Annotated in this window: 20 protein-coding genes; 11 read left to right on the top strand and 9 right to left on the bottom strand. The window is 66.0% G+C overall.

Annotation, left to right across the window (positions count from 1 at the left end; translation table 11 throughout):
• Positions 1 to 392: 392 nt before the first annotated feature.
• From BMX99_RS14015 to cobU, 4 genes are all read right to left on the bottom strand, one after another.
• Positions 393 to 1,919, bottom strand: coding sequence for a YifB family Mg chelatase-like AAA ATPase (locus BMX99_RS14015; protein WP_093452964.1), 1,527 nt, complete (start codon positions 1,917 to 1,919; stop codon positions 393 to 395).
• 71 nt (positions 1,920 to 1,990) lie between these two features.
• Positions 1,991 to 2,677, bottom strand: coding sequence for a glutathione S-transferase (locus BMX99_RS14010; RefSeq protein WP_093452962.1), 687 nt, complete (start codon positions 2,675 to 2,677; stop codon positions 1,991 to 1,993).
• Between the two features lie 76 nt (positions 2,678 to 2,753).
• Positions 2,754 to 3,332: a histidine phosphatase family protein gene (locus BMX99_RS14005; protein WP_093452960.1), complete on the bottom strand. Its 579-nt coding sequence runs from the start codon at positions 3,330 to 3,332 to the stop codon at positions 2,754 to 2,756.
• On the bottom strand, positions 3,329 to 3,850 hold the full coding sequence (gene cobU / locus BMX99_RS14000; RefSeq protein WP_093452958.1) for a bifunctional adenosylcobinamide kinase/adenosylcobinamide-phosphate guanylyltransferase: 522 nt from the start codon (positions 3,848 to 3,850) through the stop codon (positions 3,329 to 3,331). The genes BMX99_RS14005 and cobU overlap by 4 nt, the downstream gene beginning before the upstream one ends.
• Before the next feature lie 122 nt (positions 3,851 to 3,972).
• Here cobU and BMX99_RS13995 point away from each other — a divergent pair, with 122 nt between their 5' ends.
• From BMX99_RS13995 to BMX99_RS13970, 6 genes are all read left to right on the top strand, one after another.
• Positions 3,973 to 4,851 (top strand): RNA polymerase factor sigma-32, encoded by an 879-nt coding sequence (locus BMX99_RS13995; protein WP_093452956.1) that lies wholly within the window; start codon positions 3,973 to 3,975, stop codon positions 4,849 to 4,851.
• Between the two features lie 183 nt (positions 4,852 to 5,034).
• Positions 5,035 to 6,228: a bifunctional phosphopantothenoylcysteine decarboxylase/phosphopantothenate--cysteine ligase CoaBC gene (gene coaBC / locus BMX99_RS13990; protein ID WP_093452954.1), complete on the top strand. Its 1,194-nt coding sequence runs from the start codon at positions 5,035 to 5,037 to the stop codon at positions 6,226 to 6,228.
• Between the two features lie 28 nt (positions 6,229 to 6,256).
• A complete protein-coding gene (dut, locus tag BMX99_RS13985) occupies positions 6,257 to 6,718 on the top strand; it encodes a dUTP diphosphatase (protein WP_093453354.1) in 462 nt (153 codons plus the stop codon).
• Positions 6,718 to 7,782 carry a HesA/MoeB/ThiF family protein gene (locus tag BMX99_RS13980; protein WP_093452952.1) on the top strand — a complete coding sequence of 355 codons (1,065 nt, stop codon included), beginning with the start codon at positions 6,718 to 6,720 and terminating at the stop codon, positions 7,780 to 7,782. The genes dut and BMX99_RS13980 overlap by 1 nt, the downstream gene beginning before the upstream one ends.
• Positions 7,783 to 7,806: 24 nt before the next feature.
• A complete protein-coding gene (locus BMX99_RS13975; protein WP_093452950.1) occupies positions 7,807 to 9,828 on the top strand; it encodes a M3 family metallopeptidase in 2,022 nt (673 codons plus the stop codon).
• Positions 9,829 to 9,851: 23 nt separating this feature from the next.
• Positions 9,852 to 10,520 (top strand): CDP-alcohol phosphatidyltransferase family protein, encoded by a 669-nt coding sequence (locus tag BMX99_RS13970; protein ID WP_244525526.1) that lies wholly within the window; start codon positions 9,852 to 9,854, stop codon positions 10,518 to 10,520.
• A gap of 114 nt (positions 10,521 to 10,634) precedes the next feature.
• Here the strand turns inward: BMX99_RS13970 and BMX99_RS13965 are convergent, their stop codons facing one another.
• Positions 10,635 to 11,318: a metal-dependent hydrolase gene (locus BMX99_RS13965; protein ID WP_093452946.1), complete on the bottom strand. Its 684-nt coding sequence runs from the start codon at positions 11,316 to 11,318 to the stop codon at positions 10,635 to 10,637.
• Between the two features lie 71 nt (positions 11,319 to 11,389).
• Here BMX99_RS13965 and BMX99_RS13960 point away from each other — a divergent pair, with 71 nt between their 5' ends.
• The 5 genes from BMX99_RS13960 (at position 11,390) to BMX99_RS13940 (ending at position 15,509) form a co-directional block, all read left to right on the top strand.
• Positions 11,390 to 12,040 carry a ceramidase domain-containing protein gene (locus BMX99_RS13960; protein ID WP_093452944.1) on the top strand — a complete coding sequence of 217 codons (651 nt, stop codon included), beginning with the start codon at positions 11,390 to 11,392 and terminating at the stop codon, positions 12,038 to 12,040.
• Between the two features lie 42 nt (positions 12,041 to 12,082).
• Positions 12,083 to 12,370, top strand: a complete 288-nt coding sequence (gene gatC / locus BMX99_RS13955) for an Asp-tRNA(Asn)/Glu-tRNA(Gln) amidotransferase subunit GatC (protein ID WP_093453352.1) — start codon at positions 12,083 to 12,085, stop codon at positions 12,368 to 12,370.
• 4 nt (positions 12,371 to 12,374) lie between these two features.
• Positions 12,375 to 13,862 (top strand): Asp-tRNA(Asn)/Glu-tRNA(Gln) amidotransferase subunit GatA, encoded by a 1,488-nt coding sequence (gatA, locus tag BMX99_RS13950; protein ID WP_093452942.1) that lies wholly within the window; start codon positions 12,375 to 12,377, stop codon positions 13,860 to 13,862.
• 152 nt (positions 13,863 to 14,014) lie between these two features.
• Positions 14,015 to 14,764 (top strand): hypothetical protein, encoded by a 750-nt coding sequence (locus tag BMX99_RS13945; RefSeq protein WP_170848713.1) that lies wholly within the window; start codon positions 14,015 to 14,017, stop codon positions 14,762 to 14,764.
• Positions 14,765 to 14,852: 88 nt separating this feature from the next.
• A complete protein-coding gene (locus BMX99_RS13940) occupies positions 14,853 to 15,509 on the top strand; it encodes an N-acetylmuramoyl-L-alanine amidase (RefSeq protein WP_170848714.1) in 657 nt (218 codons plus the stop codon).
• Between the two features lie 4 nt (positions 15,510 to 15,513).
• Here the strand turns inward: BMX99_RS13940 and rodA are convergent, their stop codons facing one another.
• From rodA to mreC, 4 genes are read right to left on the bottom strand one after another with little or no spacing between them, the layout of a single operon-like run.
• The gene (rodA, locus tag BMX99_RS13935; protein ID WP_093452936.1) at positions 15,514 to 16,653 is read right to left on the bottom strand and encodes a rod shape-determining protein RodA; all 1,140 of its coding nucleotides are present in this window, start codon (positions 16,651 to 16,653) and stop codon (positions 15,514 to 15,516) included.
• Positions 16,650 to 18,593: a penicillin-binding protein 2 gene (mrdA, locus tag BMX99_RS13930; protein WP_093452934.1), complete on the bottom strand. Its 1,944-nt coding sequence runs from the start codon at positions 18,591 to 18,593 to the stop codon at positions 16,650 to 16,652. Before mrdA ends, rodA begins: the two co-directional genes overlap by 4 nt.
• Positions 18,590 to 19,138: a hypothetical protein gene (locus BMX99_RS13925; protein WP_093452932.1), complete on the bottom strand. Its 549-nt coding sequence runs from the start codon at positions 19,136 to 19,138 to the stop codon at positions 18,590 to 18,592. Before BMX99_RS13925 ends, mrdA begins: the two co-directional genes overlap by 4 nt.
• A complete protein-coding gene (mreC, locus tag BMX99_RS13920) occupies positions 19,131 to 20,060 on the bottom strand; it encodes a rod shape-determining protein MreC (protein WP_093452930.1) in 930 nt (309 codons plus the stop codon). The genes BMX99_RS13925 and mreC overlap by 8 nt, the downstream gene beginning before the upstream one ends.
• Positions 20,061 to 20,109: the final 49 nt, after the last annotated feature.

Genomic DNA, 20,109 nt, shown 5'->3' with positions numbered 1-20,109 from the left:
GCTCCTCGCTCCTCGCTCCTCGCTCCTCGCTCCTCGCTCCTCGCTCCTCGCTCCTCGCTCCTCGCTCCTCGCTCCTCGCTCCTCGCTCCTCGCTCGGGGACAGTTGGCAAGCGGGTTGGGATGAGGCTCGGACTCTATTTTTGATAAGATTCGCTCTGGGGACGCTGTGTCAGGAGCTGTGCATAGGGTGCCAAGGTCTTTCAGGGACATGTCTTGAGCGTGAGCAGAAGTGCCTTGGTGTCGGGCCGTCGCCTGTTATTTGTCAAAATGGGAAGAGGCGTTTTCGCGATTAGAACAATCTCGGAAATCACAGCCCCGCAGTGTTAGGTCCTCACCCGAGTCCGGAAACGCGACAGCTGCCGCCGTCCCATTGCCCGTCAAGACCATCCCCCTCAAGCTGCGCGATCCCCCGGCCGCTCCACCGTCAGCCGATAGGACAGGGCTTCCGCCACGTGGCGGGAGGAAACATCCCGCGCCTCGTCCAGATCGGCAATGGTGCGGGCGACACGCAGGACGCGGTGGTAGCCGCGGGCGGTCAGGCCGAAGCGGTCGGCGGCGCGGTGCAGAAGGTCGCGCCCCTCGGCGTCGGGCGTGGCGATCTCGGCCAGCATCTGTCCTTCGGCATCGGCGTTCTGGCGGGCCGTGGGATGGCCGGCGAAGCGGCGGGATTGAATGCTGCGGGCGCGGGCGACGCGGGCGGCCACGGTTGCGGAACTGTCGCCGGAGGCCGGCAGGTCGAGGTCGTGGAAGGCGACCGGGGGCACCTCGATCCGCAGGTCGAAGCGGTCCATCATCGGGCCCGAGATGCGGCCCAGGTAGTCCAGTCCGCATTGCGGCACCCGGGCGCAGGCGCGCGACGGATCGGGCAGGTAGCCGCAGCGGCAGGGATTGGCGGCCGCGACCAGCAGGAACCGGCAGGGATAGCGGGCGTGGGAATTGGCGCGGGAGACCACGACCTCACCGGTCTCGATCGGCTGGCGCAGGGTGTCCAGCACGGCGCGGGGAAATTCGGGCAGTTCATCCAGGAACAACACGCCGTTATGCGCCAGTGAGATTTCGCCGGGTTTCGATCCCCGCCCGCCGCCGACGATGGCCGCCATGGAGGCCGTGTGATGCGGATCGCGGAAAGGGCGGCGGCGCGACAGCCCGCCGTCTTCAAGCAACCCGGCGAGGGAGTGGATCATCGAGGTCTCCAGCGCCTCTTCCGGGGTCAGATCGGGCAGGATCGTCGGCAGCCGCGCCGCCAGCATGGATTTGCCGGACCCGGGCGTGCCGGTGAACAGCAGGTGGTGACGCCCTGCCGCGGCGATCTCCAGCGCGCGTTTGGCGCGTTCCTGGCCTTTCACGTCGCGCAGGTCGCGGGGGCTGGGCGCATCGGTGACCTCGCCCGGCTGGGCGGGGCGGATGGCGGATTGGCCGGTCAGATGCTGGACAAGGTCGGACAGGCTGCGGGCGGCGATCACCTGGGTGGCGTCGATCCAGGCGGCCTCGGCCCCGCAGGGCTGGGGGCAGAACAGGGCGCGGTCTTCTTGCGCGGCGGCCATGGCGGCGGGCAGGCAGCCCAGCACCGGGACCAGGGTGCCGTCGAGCGAAAGTTCCCCCAAGGCCAGCGCCCCTTCGACCGCGTCGCGGGGCAGGATGTCGATGGCGGCCAGAAGCGCCAGGGCAATCGGCAGGTCGAAATGGCTGCCCTCTTTCGGCAGGTCGGCGGGGGAAAGGTTGACCGTGATGCGCTTTGACGGCAGGGCGATCTGCAGCGCCGACAGGGCCGAGCGGATGCGGTCGCGCGCCTCGCTTACCGCCTTGTCGGGCAGGCCGACGATGGCAAAGCCCGGCAGGCCGGGGGACAGGGCGCATTGCACCTCGACCGGGCGGGCTTCGACGCCGTGAAAGGCGCAGGTGTAGGCTTTGGCGCTCATGCGGGTCCCCCGCCGGAGAGGCTAGCGGGGGAATGGTTGCCAGATGGTTAATGCGTGATGTTGATGCGGGATCAGGCGTCGCCGGGCCAGGGGCGGGTGGCCAGATCACGGGCGTAAGGCACGGGATCATAGGTCTTTTTCAGCCCCTCGGTCCGCCATTTGCGGAAGGCGGGATCGTCCAGATGGGCCTGTACATAGGCGCGCGCGGCGTCCGAGACAGGCAGGTCATAGCCGGTGATCCGCGCCGCGACCGGGGCATAGAAGGCATCCGCGACGCTGTAGTCGCCGAACAGCCAGGGGCCAGAGGACCCAAAGCCGTCGCGCGCCATGGACCACAGCGTTTCGATCCGGGCCAGGTCGGCCAGCACCGCGTCCGAGGGTTTGAAATCCGTATACTGGTGCAGCAGCTGCATCGGGCAATCGCCCCGCAGGGCCGAGAAGCCGGCGTGCATTTCCGACACCAGCCAGCGCGCCTGTGCACGGGCCACCGGATCGGCCGGCCAAAGGCCCGCATCGGGGTGACGTTCGGCCAGGGTTTCCGCCATGGCCAGGGTTTCGCCGATGACGAGGCCTTCGGGCGTTTTCATGGTCGGCACCAGCCGGGCGGGGGCCAGGGGGGCCATATCCTGGGCCATGGTGCCGGAATAAAGGCCGATCATGTGCTGGGTGTAGGGGATGCCGAATTTCTCGAACATCAGCCAGCCGCGCAGGGACCAGGAGGAAAAGCTTTGGTCGCCGATATAAAGGTCGTAGGTCATGATATGCTCCGATTGCTGCGGCAGAGCATAGGGTGCACTCAATCATTCTCAAAGTGAATGTTTGAGTGATTATTTATCAATAATTGTGATTAATCAGATGGACGTCCCAGCCTTCGGTCAGGCGCTGGATCGTCGTTACCGAGAGGTTGTCGATTTTCTGCCCAAGCGACTGGTACGGATCAAGCCCCTTGGCGCGGCCAAGCTGGGTCAGGATCATGCCAAAGTGTCCGACGATGATAATATCGGCACCGGAGTGCGCCGCGTGCAGGCGTGACAGCACCCCGGCCACCCGGTCGGCGACGCCGTTCCAGCTTTCTCCGTTCGGGGCGCGCAACTCGCCAGGGGTTTCCCAGAAGGCACGCGACAGTTCGGGGTGGCTCTCGCTGACCTCGGTATGGTGCCGCCCGTCCCAGTCGCCGAAATCGAATTCGCGCAGGTCGGGGTCATGCGGCAGGCGCTGGCGGCCCATGCCGATGGCGTCGGCGGTGTGCACGGCGCGGATCAGGTCGGACGAGATCAGCAGCGCATCGCGGGGCAGGGCGGCGTCCAGCCGCGCCAGGGCCTGGGTGTCCGACAGATCGGCGGGCACGTCGCGCCAGCCGACAAAGGTCTTTTCATGCGTCGGCCCATGGCGGACCATGTGGAAGGTCGTCATGTCAGGCTGCCTTTCAACAGGTTCGGAAGGCCGGCCACCACCTGAATCACCGTGTCGGCGCGGGCGGCAATGCGGATGTTCAGCCGTCCCTGCGCATTGCGGAAACGGCGCGACAGGGCGTGTTCCGGCACGATGCCCTGGCCGACTTCGTTGGTGACGAAGGTCACCGGTGCGGGGCAGACATCCAGCGCCGCAATAAGATCGTCGGTGGCGGCGACAGGGTCACGCTCGGCCAGGATCAGGTTGGTCAGCCAGAGCGTCAGGCAGTCGACCAGCACCGCATGGCCCGGCGAAATCCTGCGCAGCGCGCCGGGCAGATCCAGCGGTTCCTCGATCGTGGTCCAGCCCGATCCGCGCGCCGCGACATGATCGGCGATCTTTTCGCGCATCTCGTCGTCAAAGGCCTGTGATGTAGCCAGGTAGATGCGCGGAAGCCCCTGATCCGTAACGATTCCCTCGGCGAATGCGGATTTGCCGCTGGCCGCGCCGCCCAGGACCATTGTCACCTTCTGCGTCATTTATTTCGCCTTCGCGTGAACCAAACAGGGGTCTCGTGCGTATAGCTTAATGAGACGACAAATCAACGGGCCTGAAATCGGGGCAGAGATCCGAAGGGCCCAGCTAACGACCCGGGGGGGCCATGGCACTCGATCATACCACCGACATGTCACTATCGCGGCGCGCGATGAAAGCGGAACTTCTTGATGCAGAGACCGAGCTGTCGCTGGCCTATGCCTGGCGCGACGACCGCAACGAACAGGCGCTTCACCGGCTGGTGACGGCCTACATGCGGCTGGCGATCTCGATGGCGTCGAAATATCGCCGCTACGGTGCGCCCATGAACGATCTGATCCAGGAGGCCGGGCTGGGCCTGATGAAGGCGGCCGAGAAGTTCGACCCCGACCGTGGCGTGCGCTTTTCGACCTATGCGGTCTGGTGGATCAAGGCCTCGATCCAGGATTACGTGATGCGCAACTGGTCGATGGTGCGGACCGGCTCGACCTCGTCCCAGAAAGCGCTGTTTTTTAACATGCGCCGGGTGCAGGCCCAGCTGGAGCGCGAGGCCATGGGCCGGGGCGACACGCTGGACAAGCACCAGCTGCATCAGCTGATCGCGACCGAGGTGGGCGTGCCCCTGCGCGATGTGGAAATGATGGATGGCCGTCTGTCGGGGTCCGATTTCTCGCTGAACGCCACGCAGTCGGTGGACGATGAAGGCCGCGAATGGATCGACACGATCGAAGACGACGGGGCCCAGGCCGCGGAGACGGTCGAGGAAACCCGCGACCGCGAGACCCTGCGCCGCTGGCTGGTTCAGGCCATGGGCGCGCTGAACGACCGCGAGACGCTGATCGTGAAGGAGCGCAAGCTGCGCGACGCGCCCCGGACGCTGGAAAGCCTGGGCGAGGAACTGGGCCTGTCGAAGGAACGCGTCCGCCAGCTAGAGGCGGCGGCCTTCAAGAAGATGCGCAAGCACCTGGAAAGCCGCGGGGTTGCGGCGTCCGAGCTGCTGCATTGAGCCTGGTTTGATCGGACCGGTTCGGGCCGATACGGGATTTGGAAAGGCGGGACGCGGGTCCCGTCTTTTGCTTTTTTCGGGACGTGCCGTGGGGGGCTGGGATTGCTTGTGTTGCGGCGGGCAGGGCAATAGGGTCGTCGGACGTCCGGTTCAGGGACATCGCAGGGCAGTGGAGAGCGCAGGATGCTGGCAGGCAGGCAGATATTGCTGATCATCGGGGGCGGCATCGCGGCCTATAAATCGTTGGAGCTGATCCGCCGTCTGCGCGATCGCGGCGCATCCGTCGTGCCGGTGATGACCAAGGCGGCCGAGGAATTCGTGACGCCCATGTCGGTCTCGGCCCTTGCGGGCCATGCGGTGCATCGTGATCTGTTCGACCTGGGCCACGAGGCCGAGATGGGCCATATCCAGCTGTCCCGCGCCGCCGACCTGGTGGTGGTCGCCCCGGCGACCGCGGATCTGATGGGCAAGATCGCCGGGGGGCTGGCGAACGACCTGGCCTCGACCCTGCTGATGGCGACCGATACGCCAGTTCTGCTGGCCCCGGCGATGAATGTGCGCATGTGGGATCACCCGGCGGTGCAACGCAACGTGGCCTGGCTGCGCGATCAGGGCTTTGGCTTTGTCGGCCCGAACGAGGGCGACATGGCCTGCGGCGAATTCGGGCCCGGGCGGATGTCGGAACCGATGGAAATCCTTGCTGCGATTGAGGCCCGGCTGTCGGATGGGCCGCTGAAGGGCAAGCGCATCGTCGTGACCTCGGGGCCGACGCATGAACCGATTGATCCGGTGCGGTATATCGCCAACCGGTCCTCGGGCGCGCAGGGCACGGCGATTGCCCGGGCGCTGGCGTCCCTGGGGGCGCAGGTGGTGTTTGTCACCGGCCCGGCAGATGTGCCCCCGCCCGAGGGGGTCGAGGTCGTGCGGGTGCAATCCGCCCGCGACATGCGCGCGGCGGTTCTGGCGGCGCTGCCGGCGGATGCGGCAGTGATGGCGGCGGCGGTGGCCGATTGGCGCGTGGCCTCGGAATCCAAGTCGAAGATCAAGAAGACCAAGGGCGCGCTGCCGGTGCTGGAGTTCGAGGAGAACCCCGACATTCTGGCCGAGGTGTCGCAGATGGTACACGGCCGGCCCGGGCTGGTGGTGGGCTTTGCCGCCGAGACCGACGACGTGATCGCCCATGCCACCGCCAAGCGGGCGCGCAAGGGCTGTGACTGGATCGTTGCCAATGATGTCAGCCCCGAGACGGGGATCATGGGCGGCACGGAGAATGCGGTGCATCTGATTTCGGACGCAGGGTCCGAGGACTGGCCGCGCATGGGCAAGCAGGCGGTGGCGGATCGTCTGGCAGACCGGATTGCGGCGGCGCTGTCGTGACGCCTCCGGCGGGAGTATTTTGGGCAAGATGATTTCGGTCGACATCAAACTGGCCTGGGTCGCGGGGGCGGATCGCGACGTGGCGCTGCCATTCTATGCCAGCGCGGGGGCGGCGGGTGCCGATGTGCGCGCCAACCTGCCGGATCGCGGAAGCGTGACTTTGGAGCCGGGGGCGCGGGCGCTGGTGCCGACGGGGCTGCGCATGGCGATCCCGGAGGGGTACGAGGTGCAGGTGCGGCCACGCTCGGGCCTGGCGCTGAAGCATGGGGTGACGCTGGCGAATTCTCCGGGCACCATCGACAGCGATTACCGAGGCGAGCTGGGGGTGATCCTGGTGAACCTGGGCGATGCGCCCTTCGAGGTGGTGCATGGAGAGCGGATCGCGCAGCTGGTGGTGGCCCCGGTGACGCAGGGCGTCTTTGCGGTGGTCGAGGATCTGGATGAAACGGCGCGCGGGGCGGGGGGCTTTGGCTCGACCGGGCGGGGCTGATGGGCATCGTTCTTCTGATTGCGGCACTGATCTGGGGTGCGGGCGTGGTCACCGGCGCGCCGAGGTCGCTGCGCTGGATGGGGATCGGGTTGCTTTGGGCGGCGGTCGTGCTGGCGCAGCTGGTGCTGCCCGAGGGCGCGGCGCTGCGCACGGCGACGGGGGGCAGCGCCGCCCCCTGGCTGATCCTGGGCGGTCTTGGGCTGATCGTGGCGGGCTATCGCGCGGTTCTGGTCCGGCTGAAGGCGCGGGCGCGGCCGGTCGAGGTGTCGGGGGAACCCGAGGGCCCGTTCCGGGAGGCCGAGCTGCGCCGCTATGCACGGCATATCATCCTGCGGGAAGTCGGCGGGCCGGGGCAGGTGCGGCTGAAACAGGCGAAGGTGCTTGTGGTGGGGGCCGGCGGCCTTGGGTCGCCTGCGCTGATGTATCTGGCGGCGGCGGGTGTCGGATCGATCGGCGTGGTGGATGACGATGTTGTCGACGGGTCGAACCTGCAGCGGCAGGTGATCCATGGCGACGCGGATATCGGGCGGCCCAAGGTGCAATCGGCCGCCGAAAGGATGCAGGCGATCAACCCCTTTATCGAGGTGCGCAGCTATCAACGGCGGCTGGGCGCGGCGGATGTGGATGCGCTTTTGGCCGAGTATGATCTGGTGCTGGACGGGACCGACAATTTCACCACCCGGTATCTGGTGAATGAAGCCTGCGTGAAGGCAGGCAAGCCGTTGATCTCTGGCGCGCTGACCCAATGGGAGGGGCAGGTGTCGGTCTTTGATCCGGCCCATGCAGCGCCCTGTTACCAATGCGTCTTCCCGGAAGCCCCGGCCGAAGGGCTGGCCCCATCCTGCGCCGAGGCGGGGGTGATCGGGCCGCTGCCCGGGGTGGTCGGGTCGATCATGGCGCTGGAGGCGGTCAAGCTGCTGACCGGCGCGGGGGCGGCCCTGCGCGGTGAGATGCTGATATATGACGGGCTTTGGGGCGAGACGCGGAAAATTCGCGTGAAACCGCGGGCGGATTGCCCGGTTTGTCAGGGGCGGGGACTGGCGGAGGCCGCCCCCAGGGCATAGGTTTCCCGGCAAAGGAGATCCAAGATGACCAATGTGCTGCTGTCCCCCTGGGAGACGCCGTTCGACCTGCCGCCCTTCGATCGCATCGACGACGAGGATTTCGCCCCGGCGCTGGAAACCGCGCTGATCGAGCATAATGCCGAGGTGGCGGCCATCGTGGCGAACCCGGAGGAGCCGGATTTCGAGAATACGATCGCGGCGCTTGAAGGTTCGGGCGCGGCGCTGGAAAAGGTGCTGGCCCCGTTCTTTGCCCTGGCCGGTGCCGATGCGACGCCGCGCCGGCAGGAGCTTCAGCGCCAGTTCTCGCCCAAGCTGGCCAAGCATTTTGCCGATATCTCGGGCAATGCGGCGCTGTATCGGCGGATCCGGGCGGTCTGGGATCGCCGTGACGATCTGGATCTGGACGCGGCGGATGCGCGGCAGCTGTTCCTGGTGCATCGCGGCTATGTGCGCGCAGGCGCGGCGCTGACCGGGGCGCAGGCGGATCGCATGAAGCAGATCAAGGAACGTCTGGCGGTCCTGGGGACGGAGTTCACCCAGAACCTTCTGAAGGATGAGAGCGACTGGTCGATGGATCTGACCGAGGCGGACCTGAACGGGCTGCCGGATTTCCTGGTGGATGCTGCGAGGGCCGCAGGGGAGGAAAAGGGCAAGGATGGGCCGGTTATCACGCTGTCCCGGTCCTTGATTGTTCCATTTCTGCAATTCTCTCCGCGCCGGGAATTGCGCGAAACGGCCTGGAAGGCCTGGGTATCGCGCGGGGCCTTTGGCGGTGAGACCGACAACCGCGCCATCGCCGGTGAGATCCTGGCGCTGCGCGAGGAACGCGCCAAGCTGCTGGGGTACGACTCTTTCGCGGGTTACAAGCTTGAGACCGAGATGGCCGGGGAACCGGCGGCGGTGCGCAATCTGCTGATGGAGGTCTGGGAGCCGGCCAAACGTCAGGCCCTGGCGGATCAGGAGGTTCTGTCAGAGATGGCCGCCGAGGATGGCGTCAACGGGCCGATCGAGGGCTGGGACTGGCGCTATTACGCGGAGAAGCGGCGCAAGGCGGAGCATGACCTGGATGAGGCGGCGCTGAAGCCTTACTTCCAGCTCGACAAGATGATCGAGGCGGCCTTTGACTGTGCCAACCGGCTGTTCGGGCTGGAATTCAAGCCGCTGGAGATTGGATCCTATCACCCCGATGTCAGGGTCTGGGAGGCGACGCGCAACGGCGAACATGTGGCGATTTTCCTGGGCGATTACTTCGCACGGGGGACCAAGCGGTCCGGCGCCTGGTGTTCGGCGATCCGGTCGCAGGCGGTGCGTCCGCGCGAACAGGCCCCGGTGGTGGTGAATGTCTGCAACTTTGCCAAGCCACCCAAGGGGCGCGCGGCGCTCTTGTCCTATGACGATGCGCGGACCCTGTTCCACGAGTTCGGCCATGCGCTGCACCAGATGCTGTCGGATGTCAGATGGGAAGGGGTTTCGGGTACGTCGGTGGCGCGGGACTTTGTGGAACTGCCGTCGCAGCTGTATGAGCACTGGCTGGAAGTGCCCGAAGTGCTTGAGAAATTCGCCGTGCATGTGGACACGGGCGAGCCGATGCCCAAGGCGATGCTGGACAAGGTCCTGGGGGCGGCGAATTTCGACATGGGGTTCCAGACGGTGGAATATGTCGCCTCGGCCCTGGTGGACCTGGAGTTCCACGATGGCGCGGCCCCGGCGGATCCGATGGCGAAACAGGCCGAGGTGCTGGAGGCGCTTGGCATGCCGCGCGCGATCCCGATGCGCCACGCCACGCCGCAATTTGCCCATGTGTTTTCCGGTGACGGCTATTCCTCGGGGTATTACAGCTATATGTGGTCGGAAGTCATGGATGCCGATGCCTTTGCCGCCTTTGAAGAGGCGGGCGGGGCGTTCGATCCGGATGTCGCGAAATCACTGGAGGAGAATATCTTGTCTATGGGGGGATCGGTGGAGGCCGCAGAGCTATATGAGCGGTTCCGGGGACGGCTTCCGGGTGTCGAGGCGCTGCTTAAAGGCCGGGGCCTCGCGGCCTGATGGGGCAGGTTTCCCGAGGGTACATGGTCCATCTGCTGACCGGGTCCGGCGCGGTGCTGGCGATGCTGGCGCTGATCGCGGCGGTGTCGGGCGACTGGGCGGTGATGTTCCTGTGGCTGGTGGCGGCGCTGGCAGTGGACGGGATCGACGGGCCGCTGGCGCGGAAATATGACGTCAGCCGGACGGCGGCCAAGATCGACGGGGTCTTGCTGGACCTGATCGTCGATTTCCTGACGTACGTTTTCGTGCCGGGCTATGCGCTGTTTGCGTCTGGTCTGGTGCCGGGGGTCTGGGCCTGGGTCGTGCTGATCGGGATCGTCTTTCCTTCGGTGCTGTATTTCGCGGGCGACTGGATGAAGACCACGGACAAGTCGTTTCACGGCTTTCCGGGCTGCTGGAACATGGTGGTTCTGGTGATCTTTGCGATCACGCCGCCGGTCTGGGTGATCGTGCTTCTGGTTGCGGTGCTGGCCCCGGCGATGTTCCTGCCGCTGCGCTTCGTGCATCCGGTGCGTACCAAGCGCTGGCGCGGGGTGACGCTGCCGGTGGCGCTGATCTGGCTGGGAAGTGCGGCCGCGGCGGCCTGGCAGGGGTTCTATGCGGGCGACCTTGTGCAGGCGGCGCTGGTCGGGTCGAGCCTGTATCTGCTGGGCGTGGGGCTGGTGCAGCAGGGGCTGGATCGGCTGGGCTGAGCCTGCTCGTCGCGCCCTGACGTGCGCGCCTCGCGCTGTGGAGAGATAGGAGAACGGGCGCGCAGGCCATATCCGGCGCGCCCGTTTTTTTGAGTATTTATTGCAAGATGATGATCAGATCTCGATCGGGGAGAGGATCTCGGGTTCCACGATATTGGTGTCGGGCAGGGCCGAGAGCAGCTCTTCTGCGGATTGTGCCAGAAGCGGGAAGGTCTTGTAGTGGCAGGGGATCAGCGTCTTGAAGTTGAAGAAGGTTTTCGCGGCATAGGCGGCGCGGCGCATGTCCATGGTGTAATGACCGCCGCAGGCGAGGATGCCGATGTCGGGCTGATGCAGGTCGTTGAAGATCTTCATGTCGGCCATGACGTCGGTGTCGCCCGAAAAATAGATCGAATGGCCGTCGCCTTCGATGATGAAGCCGGCCTCGGAGCCCGCATAGGAGCCATCGGGGGTCGAGGAGGAATGGGTGGCGTTGACCATGGTGACCGAGGCCCCGCCCAGGGTGACGGTGCCGCCCTTGTTGAAGCCGGTGGTGTTGTCGACGCCCTGGCCGTTCAGCCAGCCGGCGAGTTCGACCATGGTGTAGATCGGAAGGGATTTTTCCTTGGCGATGTCGATGGCGTCACCGACATGGTCGCCGTGGCCATGGGACAGGAAGATAGCGGTCACGCCTTCGGAGGCCTCGGCCTTGCGGTCTTGGGGGAAGACGGGGCTGCCGGTCAGGAAGGGGTCGATCAGCAGGCATTGGTCCGCGATCTCGATCTTGAAGCCGGAATGGCCGAGCCAGGTGATTTTCATGGGGAATGCTCCTATCTGATACCTATGTTCGGGGCAGAGCCTAGCGCGGGACGCGGGCAAGGGAAGAGCGAATGGACAGTGATGTGATCGACGCCTATTGCGAAAGGCTGGGCCCGGGGCTTTGGGCCGAACCGTGGAATGCGGTGACCAACCTGGCCTTCGTGATTGCGGCGCTGGTGGTCTGGCAGCGCGGGCGCGGGGTGCTGCCGGTGCAGGTTCTGGCGGTCGTTTTGCTCGCGATCGGCGTCGGGTCGGGGCTGTGGCACATGCTGGCGGTGCCCTGGACGGGGGCGGCGGATGTGCTGCCGATCGTGGTCTTTGTGCTGGTCTATATCCACTGCGCGAACCGGTATTTCTGGGGGCTGCGGGGCGTGAAGGCCCTGGGCGCGACGCTGCTGTTCTTTCCCTTTGCGGCGCTGGTCATTCCGCTGGCCGCGAAGGTACCGGGGATCGAGAGTTCCGCCGCCTATATGCCGGTGCCGCTGATGATCGCGGGATATGCCATCGCCTTGCGCCACAGGCTGCCCGAGGTGGCGAGAGGGCTGGGGATCGGCGTGGCGATCCTGGCCGTATCGCTGGCGATGCGCATGCTGGACGAGCCTATGTGCAGCGCCTTTCCCATGGGCACGCATTTCGCCTGGCACCTGCTGAATGCCCTGATGCTGGGATGGATGGCCGAGGTCTTGCGACGCCACCTTGCGGGGGAGGCCGGGGGGCGGTAAACCGACCCGGATTCAAGGATACCCGAAGATAGGGGGATGGTCATGTCCATCGACGAAGGCACTGCCGCCAAAGTGGCCAAGCTGGCCCGGATCAAGGTTGAAGACGACGCGCTGCCCGCGCTGGCGGAGGAGTTCAACACGATCCTGGGCTTCATCGAACAGCTGAACGAGGTCGACGTTGACGGCGTGGAGCCGATGACCAGCGTTACGCCGATGAAGCTGAAGCGCCGCGAGGACGTGGTGACGGATGGCGATCAGCAGGACAAGGTCCTGGCCAATGCGCCCGACGCCCGCGAAGGCTTTTTCGCCGTGCCCAAGGTTGTGGAGTGACATCATGAGCGATCTGACAAAACTGACCATCGCCGGGGCCCGCGACGCGCTGCGCAAGGGCGATGTGACCAGCCTTGAGCTGACCGAGGCCTGCCTGTCCGCCATTGACGGGGCCGACGCGCTGAACGCCTTCGTGCACAAGACCCCCGAGATCGCGCGCGAGCGTGCCAAGGCCGCCGACGCGCGGATCAAGGCGGGTGATGCGCCCGACATGTGCGGCATTCCCGTGGGCATCAAGGATCTGTTCTGCACCAAGGGCGTGGACAGCCAGGCGGCCTCGCGCATCCTGGAGGGTTTCAAGCCCGAGTATGAATCCACCGTGTCCCAGAACCTGGTCGACGCGGGCGCGGTCATGCTGGGCAAGCTGAACATGGACGAATTCGCCATGGGCTCGTCCAACGAAACCTCAGCCTATGGCAATGCAGTGAACCCCTGGCGCCGCGAAGGCGACGATACGCAGCTGACGCCCGGCGGATCCTCGGGCGGTTCGGCCGCGGCCGTGGCGGCGGATCTGTGCCTTGCGGCGACCGGGACCGACACCGGCGGGTCCATCCGGCAGCCGGCGGCCTTTACCGGCACCGTGGGGATCAAGCCAACCTATGGGCGGTGTTCCCGTTGGGGCGTCGTGGCCTTTGCCTCGTCCCTGGACCAGGCGGGGCCGATGACCAAGGACGTGCGCGATGCGGCGATCATGCTGCAGGCCATGTGTTCGCATGACGCGAAGGATTCGACTTCCGTCGATTTCCCGGTGCCGGATTTCGAAGCCGCGCTGACCGGCGACATCAAGGGCAAGACCATCGGTATCCCCAAGGAATACCACATGGACGGCATGCCGCAGGAGATCGAGGATCTCTGGACCCGTGGCAAGGAAATGCTGGCCGATGCGGGCGCGAAAATCGTCGACATCAGCCTGCCGCATACGAAATACGCGCTGCCGGCCTATTACGTGATCGCCCCGGCCGAGGCCTCGTCGAACCTGGCGCGCTATGACGGCGTGCGCTTTGGGCATCGCGCCAAGCTGGCCCAGGGCGACGGCATCACCGAGATGTACGAAAAGACCCGCGCCGAAGGCTTCGGGGCCGAGGTGCAGCGCCGCGTCATGGTCGGCACCTACGTGCTGTCGGCGGGCTTCTATGATGCCTATTACAACCGCGCACGGAAGGTGCGGGCGCTGATCAAGAAGGACTTCGAGGATGTCTTCGCCCAGGGCGTTGACGCGATCCTGACCCCGGCGACCCCGTCCTCGGCCTTTGGGCTGGGCGAGATGAAGGATGCCGACCCGGTCAAGATGTACCTGAACGACGTCTTCACCGTGACCGTCAACCTGGCCGGTCTGCCGGGCATCGCGGTGCCTGCGGGGCTGGACAGCAAGGGCCTTCCGCTTGGGCTTCAGCTGATCGGGCGTCCCTGGGAAGAGGGCGATCTGCTCAACACCGCCTACGCGCTTGAGAAAGCCGCAGGTTTTGTGGCCAAGCCCGCGAAATGGTGGTAATTTCCCTGTAGTCAGCCCGGGCGGGGCGGCCGGAAGGCCCGCCCTCGGCCCGGTCTGAAACCCGGCGCGATGCCGGGCGGATTGAACTAGGGCAGATTGAAAACGGGCACATCGCATGGTGTCCGGGGCAGCGGGTGGCACGGATGATCCAGATGAAACGCGATTTTCGGGCGGCTGCGTCCGGACTGGCCCTGATTGCCCTTGCGGCCTGTCAGCCGGCGGTGCCCGACAGCGGGGCCGGCGTCGGCTTTGACAGCTATTCCCAGTACCAGCGCCAACGCGAGGCGCAGCTGTCCGGCCAGGCCTCGGCCCTGCCGCCTGCGGCTGCCGTGTCGTCGGAAACCCTGCCGGGCAGCGGCACGGGGGCTGTCGCTTCGACCGCCACGCCAAGCGAGGCCGAAAGCCTGGCCGCCGACACCCGCGCCGCGCTGAATGCCGCCAATTCCAACAGCGGTGTCGCCCCGCTTGAGGCAAGCCCTTCGAACCCCGCGCCGGTGGCGGTGAACACCGTGGGCATCAGCCAGGAAAACGACTTCAACGCGGTGGACGAACAGCGTTCGATCGCGGCGGACAAGGCGCTGATCGAACAGAACAAGGCGAACTATACCCAGGTCCAGCCCGAGGCGCTGCCGACCCGGACCGACACCGGCCCGAACATCGTCGCCTATGCGTTGCAGACCCGCCATCCGGTCGGCCAGCAGATCCACCGCCGCACCAACCTGCCCGGGGCAGAGGGGCGGTATCAGCGGGTCTGCGCCTCTTTCCCCTCGCCGGATCTGGCACAGACGGAATTCCTGAAAGCCGGCGGGCCGGATCGGGACCGCCGTGGCATGGACCCCGATGGCGACGGTTACGCCTGTTCCTGGGATCCGCGCCCCTTCCGCAAGGCGGCAGGCGGCTGATCCATTGACCGGCGGGTATCGTCACCCCAAGGCCCTTTGGCATCCATCCCCCAATTTCAACGCGCGGCGTCATGGTGGCCCGGCCGATATGGTCGTGCTGCATCACACCGCCATGGCCACGGCCGTTGCCGCGCGGGACCGGCTGTGTGATCCGGACCCGGGCGAAGGGCTGTCGCCGGTATCATGCCACTACGTGATCTCGGAAACCGGGGACCTGTGGCAACTGGTGGACGAAAGCGATCGCGCCTGGCACGCCGGGGCAGGGGCCTGGGGTGCGGTTTGGGACGTCAATTCCCATTCCATCGGGATCGAACTGGCCAATACCTCGGCGCATCCCTATCCCGAACCGCAGATGGCCGCGCTCGAGGTGCTGTTGCCCGGCCTCCTCAGCCGCTGGTCGATCCCGCCGGAACGGGTGATCGGGCATTCGGATATGGCCCCGGACCGCAAGTCTGATCCCGGGCCCCGGTTTGACTGGCGCAGGCTGGCGTTGCGGGGGCTGTCGATCTGGCCCGGCGCTTCGACAGGCGAGGCCCGCACGTCAGGGCGGGATGAGCAGCGGTTTTGCGAGGATCTGAAAACGATCGGCTATGTCCCGCCCGAGGGCGCGGGGCTGGATCTGATGCTGCGGGTCTTCCGCATGCGGTTCTGTCCCTGGGCGGAAGGTCAGGATCTCAGTGCCCAGGATTGCCGCGTCGCCGCCGATCTGGCCGCGCGCTACCCGGTGGATCGCGGGATCCGCTGACGCATTAGCGGGGGCGGTGGATATGCGCGCTTTGCACCAGGCCAAAGCCCACCATCAGCACCAGCATGGCCGACCCGCCGTAGGACACCAGCGGCAGCGGCACGCCGACCACAGGGGCCAGGCCCATGACCATCGACATGTTCACCGCGAAGAACAGGAAGAAGGTCGTCGCAATCCCAAGCGTCAGGATCGAGGCAAAGCGATCCCGGTTCGCCAGCGCCGATGAGACGCAGAAGACGATGATCAGCGCGTAAAGCCCCAGCAGCGAAAACGCCCCGACAAAGCCGAACTCCTCGGCCAGGGTGGTAAAGATAAAGTCGGTGTGCTTCTCGGGCAGGAAGTTCAGCCGCGACTGCGTGCCCTGCATATAGCCCCGCCCTGTCCAGCCGCCCGATCCTAGGGCAATCTTGGCCTGGGTGATGTGATAGCCCGCGCCAAGTGGGTCGTTGGACGGATCCAGGAAGGTGTCGATGCGGCGGAACTGGTAGTCCTTGATCAGCTGCCAGTCGGTGCCGCGCGATTGGAACACCGCCGTGACCGTGGCGATCCCCGCCGTCAGGACGGCCACGAAATAGGCCCAGTGCACGCCGGCCAGGAACATCACCGTGCCGCCGCCGATCATCAGCAGAAGCGACGTCCCGAGGTCCGGCTGACGCAGCACCAGGAAGGTCGGCACGATGATCAGCAGCACGGGGATCGCCACCCACAGCGGGCGCGAGGTCTTGTTCAGCGGCAGCGCGTCGTAATAGGCCGCCAGGATCATGATCAGCGTGATCTTGGTCAGCTCGGACGGTTGCAGCCGCATGAAGCCCAGGTCGATCCAGCGCTGCGCGCCCATGCCGACGGCGCCGAAGAATTCCACCGCCAGAAGCAGCACAAGCGATCCCAGGTAGGCCAGCACCGACAGGTTCCGCCACAGCCAGATCGGCACCATGGCGATGAAGAACATCACCGTCAGCCCCAGGATATAGCGTTTCAGCTGCGGTTCCGCCCAGGGGGTCATGGACCCGCCCGCCACGGAATACAGCATCAGGAACCCGAAGGACGACACCGCCGTCAGAAGAAGCACCAGCGGCCAGTTCAGGTACAGCACCTTGCGGATGCCGCTTGGGGTCGTCTTGACGTTGTACTCAAGAAAACTCATGCGCGGCTCTTGCTGTCTTTGCCGGTCGACGGGTTGTAGTCGCGCAGCCGGTTCTGAAGCTCGCGGATGCGGTTGCGGTCCTTGGTCGGATAGGCGTCCAGCGGCGGCTCGCCTCCGTATAGCGCCTGAAGCGTGATGTCGCGCGCCACCGGAGCCGCGGCCGAGGACCCGCCGCCCCCATGTTCGATCACCACCGCCACGGCGATGCGCGGATCCTCATAGGGGGCGAAATCGACAAACAGCGCGTGGTCGCGGCGTTCCCAGGGCAGGTCGGCGTTCGACCGCACGCCCGCTGCACGTTCCTTGGCGGTGATGTTGCGCACCTGGCTGGTGCCGGTCTTGCCGGCCATGCGGAAGCCTTCGGCGATGATCCGACTGCCATAGGCCGTGCCGCGCCGGTTGTTGGAGACCGAATACATCGACTTGCGCACCTGGCGCAGGTGGTTTTCGTTCAACCCGAGAGGGGGGCCTTCGCCGCTTGGCTGTTCGATGCCGTTGATCTTCTTGATCAGTCGCGGCGTCACGGCAGTGCCGCTGGCGATCCGCGCGGTCATCACCGCCAGTTGCAGCGGAGAGGCCAGAACATAGCCCTGACCGATGGAAGAGTTCACCGTATCGCCGATCACCCATTCCTGCCCGCGCGCTTCGCGTTTCCAGGCCTTGGTCGGGGTCAGGCCGGCCGCGACGGCTGACATGGGGATGTCCATGCGTTCACCCAGGCCCAGGCGGTTGGACATGGCGGTAATCTTCTCGATCCCCAGTTCCAGGGCGAGTTCATAGTAATAGACGTCGCAGCTTTCGCGCAGGGACCCTTCGAGGTTCACATGCCCATGGCCCGCGCCTTTCCAGCAATGGAACCGCCGCCCCGAGACCTCGAGGTGGCCGGGGCAATAATAGGTGTCCTCGGGGCCGACGAGGCCGGCATCCAGCGCGGCCAGCGCCACGACCATCTTGAATGTCGAACCGGGCGGATAGATGCCCTGCACCGCCTTGGCCGCCAGCGGGCGATATTTGTTGTCGGTCAGCGCCCGGTAATCCGCCACGGAAATCCCGCGCACGAAGAGGTTGGGATCGAACGACGGGGCCGAGCCGATGGCCAGAAGATCGCCGTTGCGCACGTCCATGACCACGGCGGCGGCGCTTTCGCCGTCCAGCCGGGCCTGAAGATAGTTCTGCAGATCCGCGTCGATGGTCAGCTGCAGGTCGCGCCCCTGCTGGCCTTCGCGGCGGTCAAGTTCGCGCATCTCGCGGCCGATATGGTTGACCTCGACCCGGCGGGCCCCGGCCTTACCGCGCAGGTCATCCTCAAGCTTGGATTCCACGCCGACCTTGCCGATCTGGAAGCGCGGGATCAGCAGAAGCTGATCGGGGGCCTCCATCTTGGACAGGTCATAATCCGAGACCGGGCCGACATAGCCGATGACATGGGCGAAATCGGACCCGCGCGGATAGGTGCGGGTCAGGCCGACCTCGGGGGTGACGCCGGGCAGGGCGGGGGTGTTCACCGCGATGCGGGTCACATCGGTCCAGTCGACCTGATCGGCGACGGTGACCGGGAAGAAGGGCTGGGTGCGCTTCAGCTCGGCCCGGGCGCGTTCCAGTTCTTCATCATCCAAAGAGACAACGGCCTGAAGCCGCGCCAGCACGGCGTCGACGTCGCCCGCGTCTTCGCGCGTCAGGGTGATGCGGTAGGACGGGTCGTTCACCGCGATCGGCACGCCGTTGCGGTCGAAGATCTCGCCCCGCGCGGGGGGGATCAGGCGGATGTTGATGCGGTTTTCCTCGGCCAGAAGTCGGAATTTGTCGGCCTCTTCCACCTGCATATAGCGCATGCGCAGGGCCAGAAGCCCCATGAAGCCCGCCTGCGCGCCGCCGACGATCAGCGCCCGGCGCGACATCTTGCGGAAGCCCGCAGCGGTATCCTTGCCGGGCCGTTTCATATGCGATGCCCGTGGCTGTCGATTTCACCCGGCGCGACGCGGCGCACGCCGAACAGCGCGACACTGCCCAGAACGATCACCGGGTAGGCGAAGATCGTCGACACCATCTGACTGACCGCCAACAGAAGCGGCGCCTGCGGGATCATGAACAGCGCCAGCACGATGCGATAGCCGATCAGCACGCCCAGCACCGCCAGCGCCGCCGTCAGCCATTCGACTGAAAAGGGCAGGGTGCGCAGGTTGTCGGACCGTGCCCGCAGCGCCTCGGAGGCGAGAACGGTCAGCCCGGCCAGAAGCCCCGGGGGACGATGCAGCAGCAGATCGCCCAGCAGGACCGCCACGCCCACGGCCCAGGCGGGCACGTATTCCGGGCGGCGCAGGGCGAAGGTGAAGGTCAGAAGCAGCACCAGTTCCGGCCCGGCAAAGCTGCGCGGTTCGGTCTGCAGCGGCAGCAGTTCAAGCATCAGGATGCCCATGCAGATGCAGATGTATATCAGCCGCATGGACCATGCGCGGGCGGGGGACAGGGCCTGTTGTTCAGCCATTGGTGCCTCCGCTGGTGGAAAGCGCGGGGGCATCGGCGGGGGTGGCATCGGGGGCGGGCGGCTGTTCAGGTTCGATCAGGTTGCCGGGGTCCTGGATTTCCTCGGTGCCGAGGTGACGCAGCACGCGCAGGTATTCCAGCCGTTCGAAATCCGCCGCCAGGCGCACGCGCAAGCGGCCGCCGGGATCCTCGGCCACGCGGCCGACCAGAAGGCCCGCCGGAAACACCCCGCCATCGCCCGAGGAAATCACCCGGTCGCCGGGGCGCACCTGTTCGGGAGCCTCAAGAAATTCGATCGGCGGGGCGGCGGAATTGTCGCCTTCGATCAGCGCGCGCTGACCCGAGGGCTGGATCGTCACCGGCAGGCGCGACGACGTATCGGTCAGCAGCAGCACGCGAGAGGTCTTGGACCCCACGCCCGAGATCCGCCCGACCAGCCCGATGCCATCCATCGTGGCCCAGCCGTCGACGATCCCGTCGCGCGCGCCCACGTTCAGCAGTACGGACTGGCGGAAGGGCGATCCGCTGTCGGCCATGACCACGCCCGTCACATGGGTCAGCCGGGGATCCAGCCGCACCTTGTTCAGATCCAGAAGCCGGGCGTTTTCCTGTTCCAGCTGCAGGGCGGCCTCTTTCCAGGCCTTCATCTGCTGCAATTCGCGCCGGAGGTCCTGGTTCTGCTGGTGGATGCGGGTGTAGCTTTGGAAATCGCGCACGATGTTCATCGCGCCATTGACCGGGGCCATGGCCCAGTCGAACGAGGGGACGACTTGATCGACCACCTGCGCGCGGAAGCGTTCGACCCGGGGGCTGTCGATCCGCCAGATCAGGAAGGTGCCGAACAGGACAAGCAGCACCACCCCCGTCAGAAGACGGCGGAGCGGCGTGAAATAGTCCTCTTCCTGTCTGCGATCCTTTGCCAAAACGGCCCCTTTACGATCAAAGGCCCCTTGCAGATCAAAGGGTTGTCAG

The organism is Pseudooceanicola nitratireducens (assembly GCF_900109195.1).
In the GTDB taxonomy this organism is placed as follows: domain Bacteria; phylum Pseudomonadota; class Alphaproteobacteria; order Rhodobacterales; family Rhodobacteraceae; genus Pseudooceanicola; species Pseudooceanicola nitratireducens.
This window is presented reverse-complemented; position numbering and strand designations above follow the sequence as displayed.

Excerpts from the sequence above, each read along its gene's own strand:
- BMX99_RS14005 (WP_093452960.1), bottom strand. The coding sequence starts at position 3,332 with ATGACGACCTTCCACATGGTCCGCCATGGGCCGACGCATGAAAAGACC.
- BMX99_RS14015 (WP_093452964.1), bottom strand. The coding sequence starts at position 1,919 with ATGAGCGCCAAAGCCTACACCTGCGCCTTTCACGGCGTCGAAGCCCGC.
- cobU (WP_093452958.1), bottom strand. The coding sequence starts at position 3,850 with ATGACGCAGAAGGTGACAATGGTCCTGGGCGGCGCGGCCAGCGGCAAA.
- BMX99_RS13925 (WP_093452932.1), bottom strand. The coding sequence starts at position 19,138 with ATGGCTGAACAACAGGCCCTGTCCCCCGCCCGCGCATGGTCCATGCGG.
- BMX99_RS13995 (WP_093452956.1), top strand. The coding sequence starts at position 3,973 with ATGGCACTCGATCATACCACCGACATGTCACTATCGCGGCGCGCGATG.
- dut (WP_093453354.1), top strand. The coding sequence starts at position 6,257 with ATGATTTCGGTCGACATCAAACTGGCCTGGGTCGCGGGGGCGGATCGC.
- BMX99_RS13940 (WP_170848714.1), top strand. The coding sequence starts at position 14,853 with ATGGTCGTGCTGCATCACACCGCCATGGCCACGGCCGTTGCCGCGCGG.
- BMX99_RS13965 (WP_093452946.1), bottom strand. The coding sequence starts at position 11,318 with ATGAAAATCACCTGGCTCGGCCATTCCGGCTTCAAGATCGAGATCGCG.
- rodA (WP_093452936.1), bottom strand. The coding sequence starts at position 16,653 with ATGAGTTTTCTTGAGTACAACGTCAAGACGACCCCAAGCGGCATCCGC.
- BMX99_RS13960 (WP_093452944.1), top strand. The coding sequence starts at position 11,390 with ATGGACAGTGATGTGATCGACGCCTATTGCGAAAGGCTGGGCCCGGGG.
- BMX99_RS14010 (WP_093452962.1), bottom strand. The coding sequence starts at position 2,677 with ATGACCTACGACCTTTATATCGGCGACCAAAGCTTTTCCTCCTGGTCC.
- BMX99_RS13945 (WP_170848713.1), top strand. The coding sequence starts at position 14,015 with ATGAAACGCGATTTTCGGGCGGCTGCGTCCGGACTGGCCCTGATTGCC.
- mrdA (WP_093452934.1), bottom strand. The coding sequence starts at position 18,593 with ATGAAACGGCCCGGCAAGGATACCGCTGCGGGCTTCCGCAAGATGTCG.
- coaBC (WP_093452954.1), top strand. The coding sequence starts at position 5,035 with ATGCTGGCAGGCAGGCAGATATTGCTGATCATCGGGGGCGGCATCGCG.
- gatA (WP_093452942.1), top strand. The coding sequence starts at position 12,375 with ATGAGCGATCTGACAAAACTGACCATCGCCGGGGCCCGCGACGCGCTG.
- BMX99_RS13975 (WP_093452950.1), top strand. The coding sequence starts at position 7,807 with ATGACCAATGTGCTGCTGTCCCCCTGGGAGACGCCGTTCGACCTGCCG.
- gatC (WP_093453352.1), top strand. The coding sequence starts at position 12,083 with ATGTCCATCGACGAAGGCACTGCCGCCAAAGTGGCCAAGCTGGCCCGG.
- BMX99_RS13970 (WP_244525526.1), top strand. The coding sequence starts at position 9,852 with ATGGTCCATCTGCTGACCGGGTCCGGCGCGGTGCTGGCGATGCTGGCG.
- BMX99_RS13980 (WP_093452952.1), top strand. The coding sequence starts at position 6,718 with ATGGGCATCGTTCTTCTGATTGCGGCACTGATCTGGGGTGCGGGCGTG.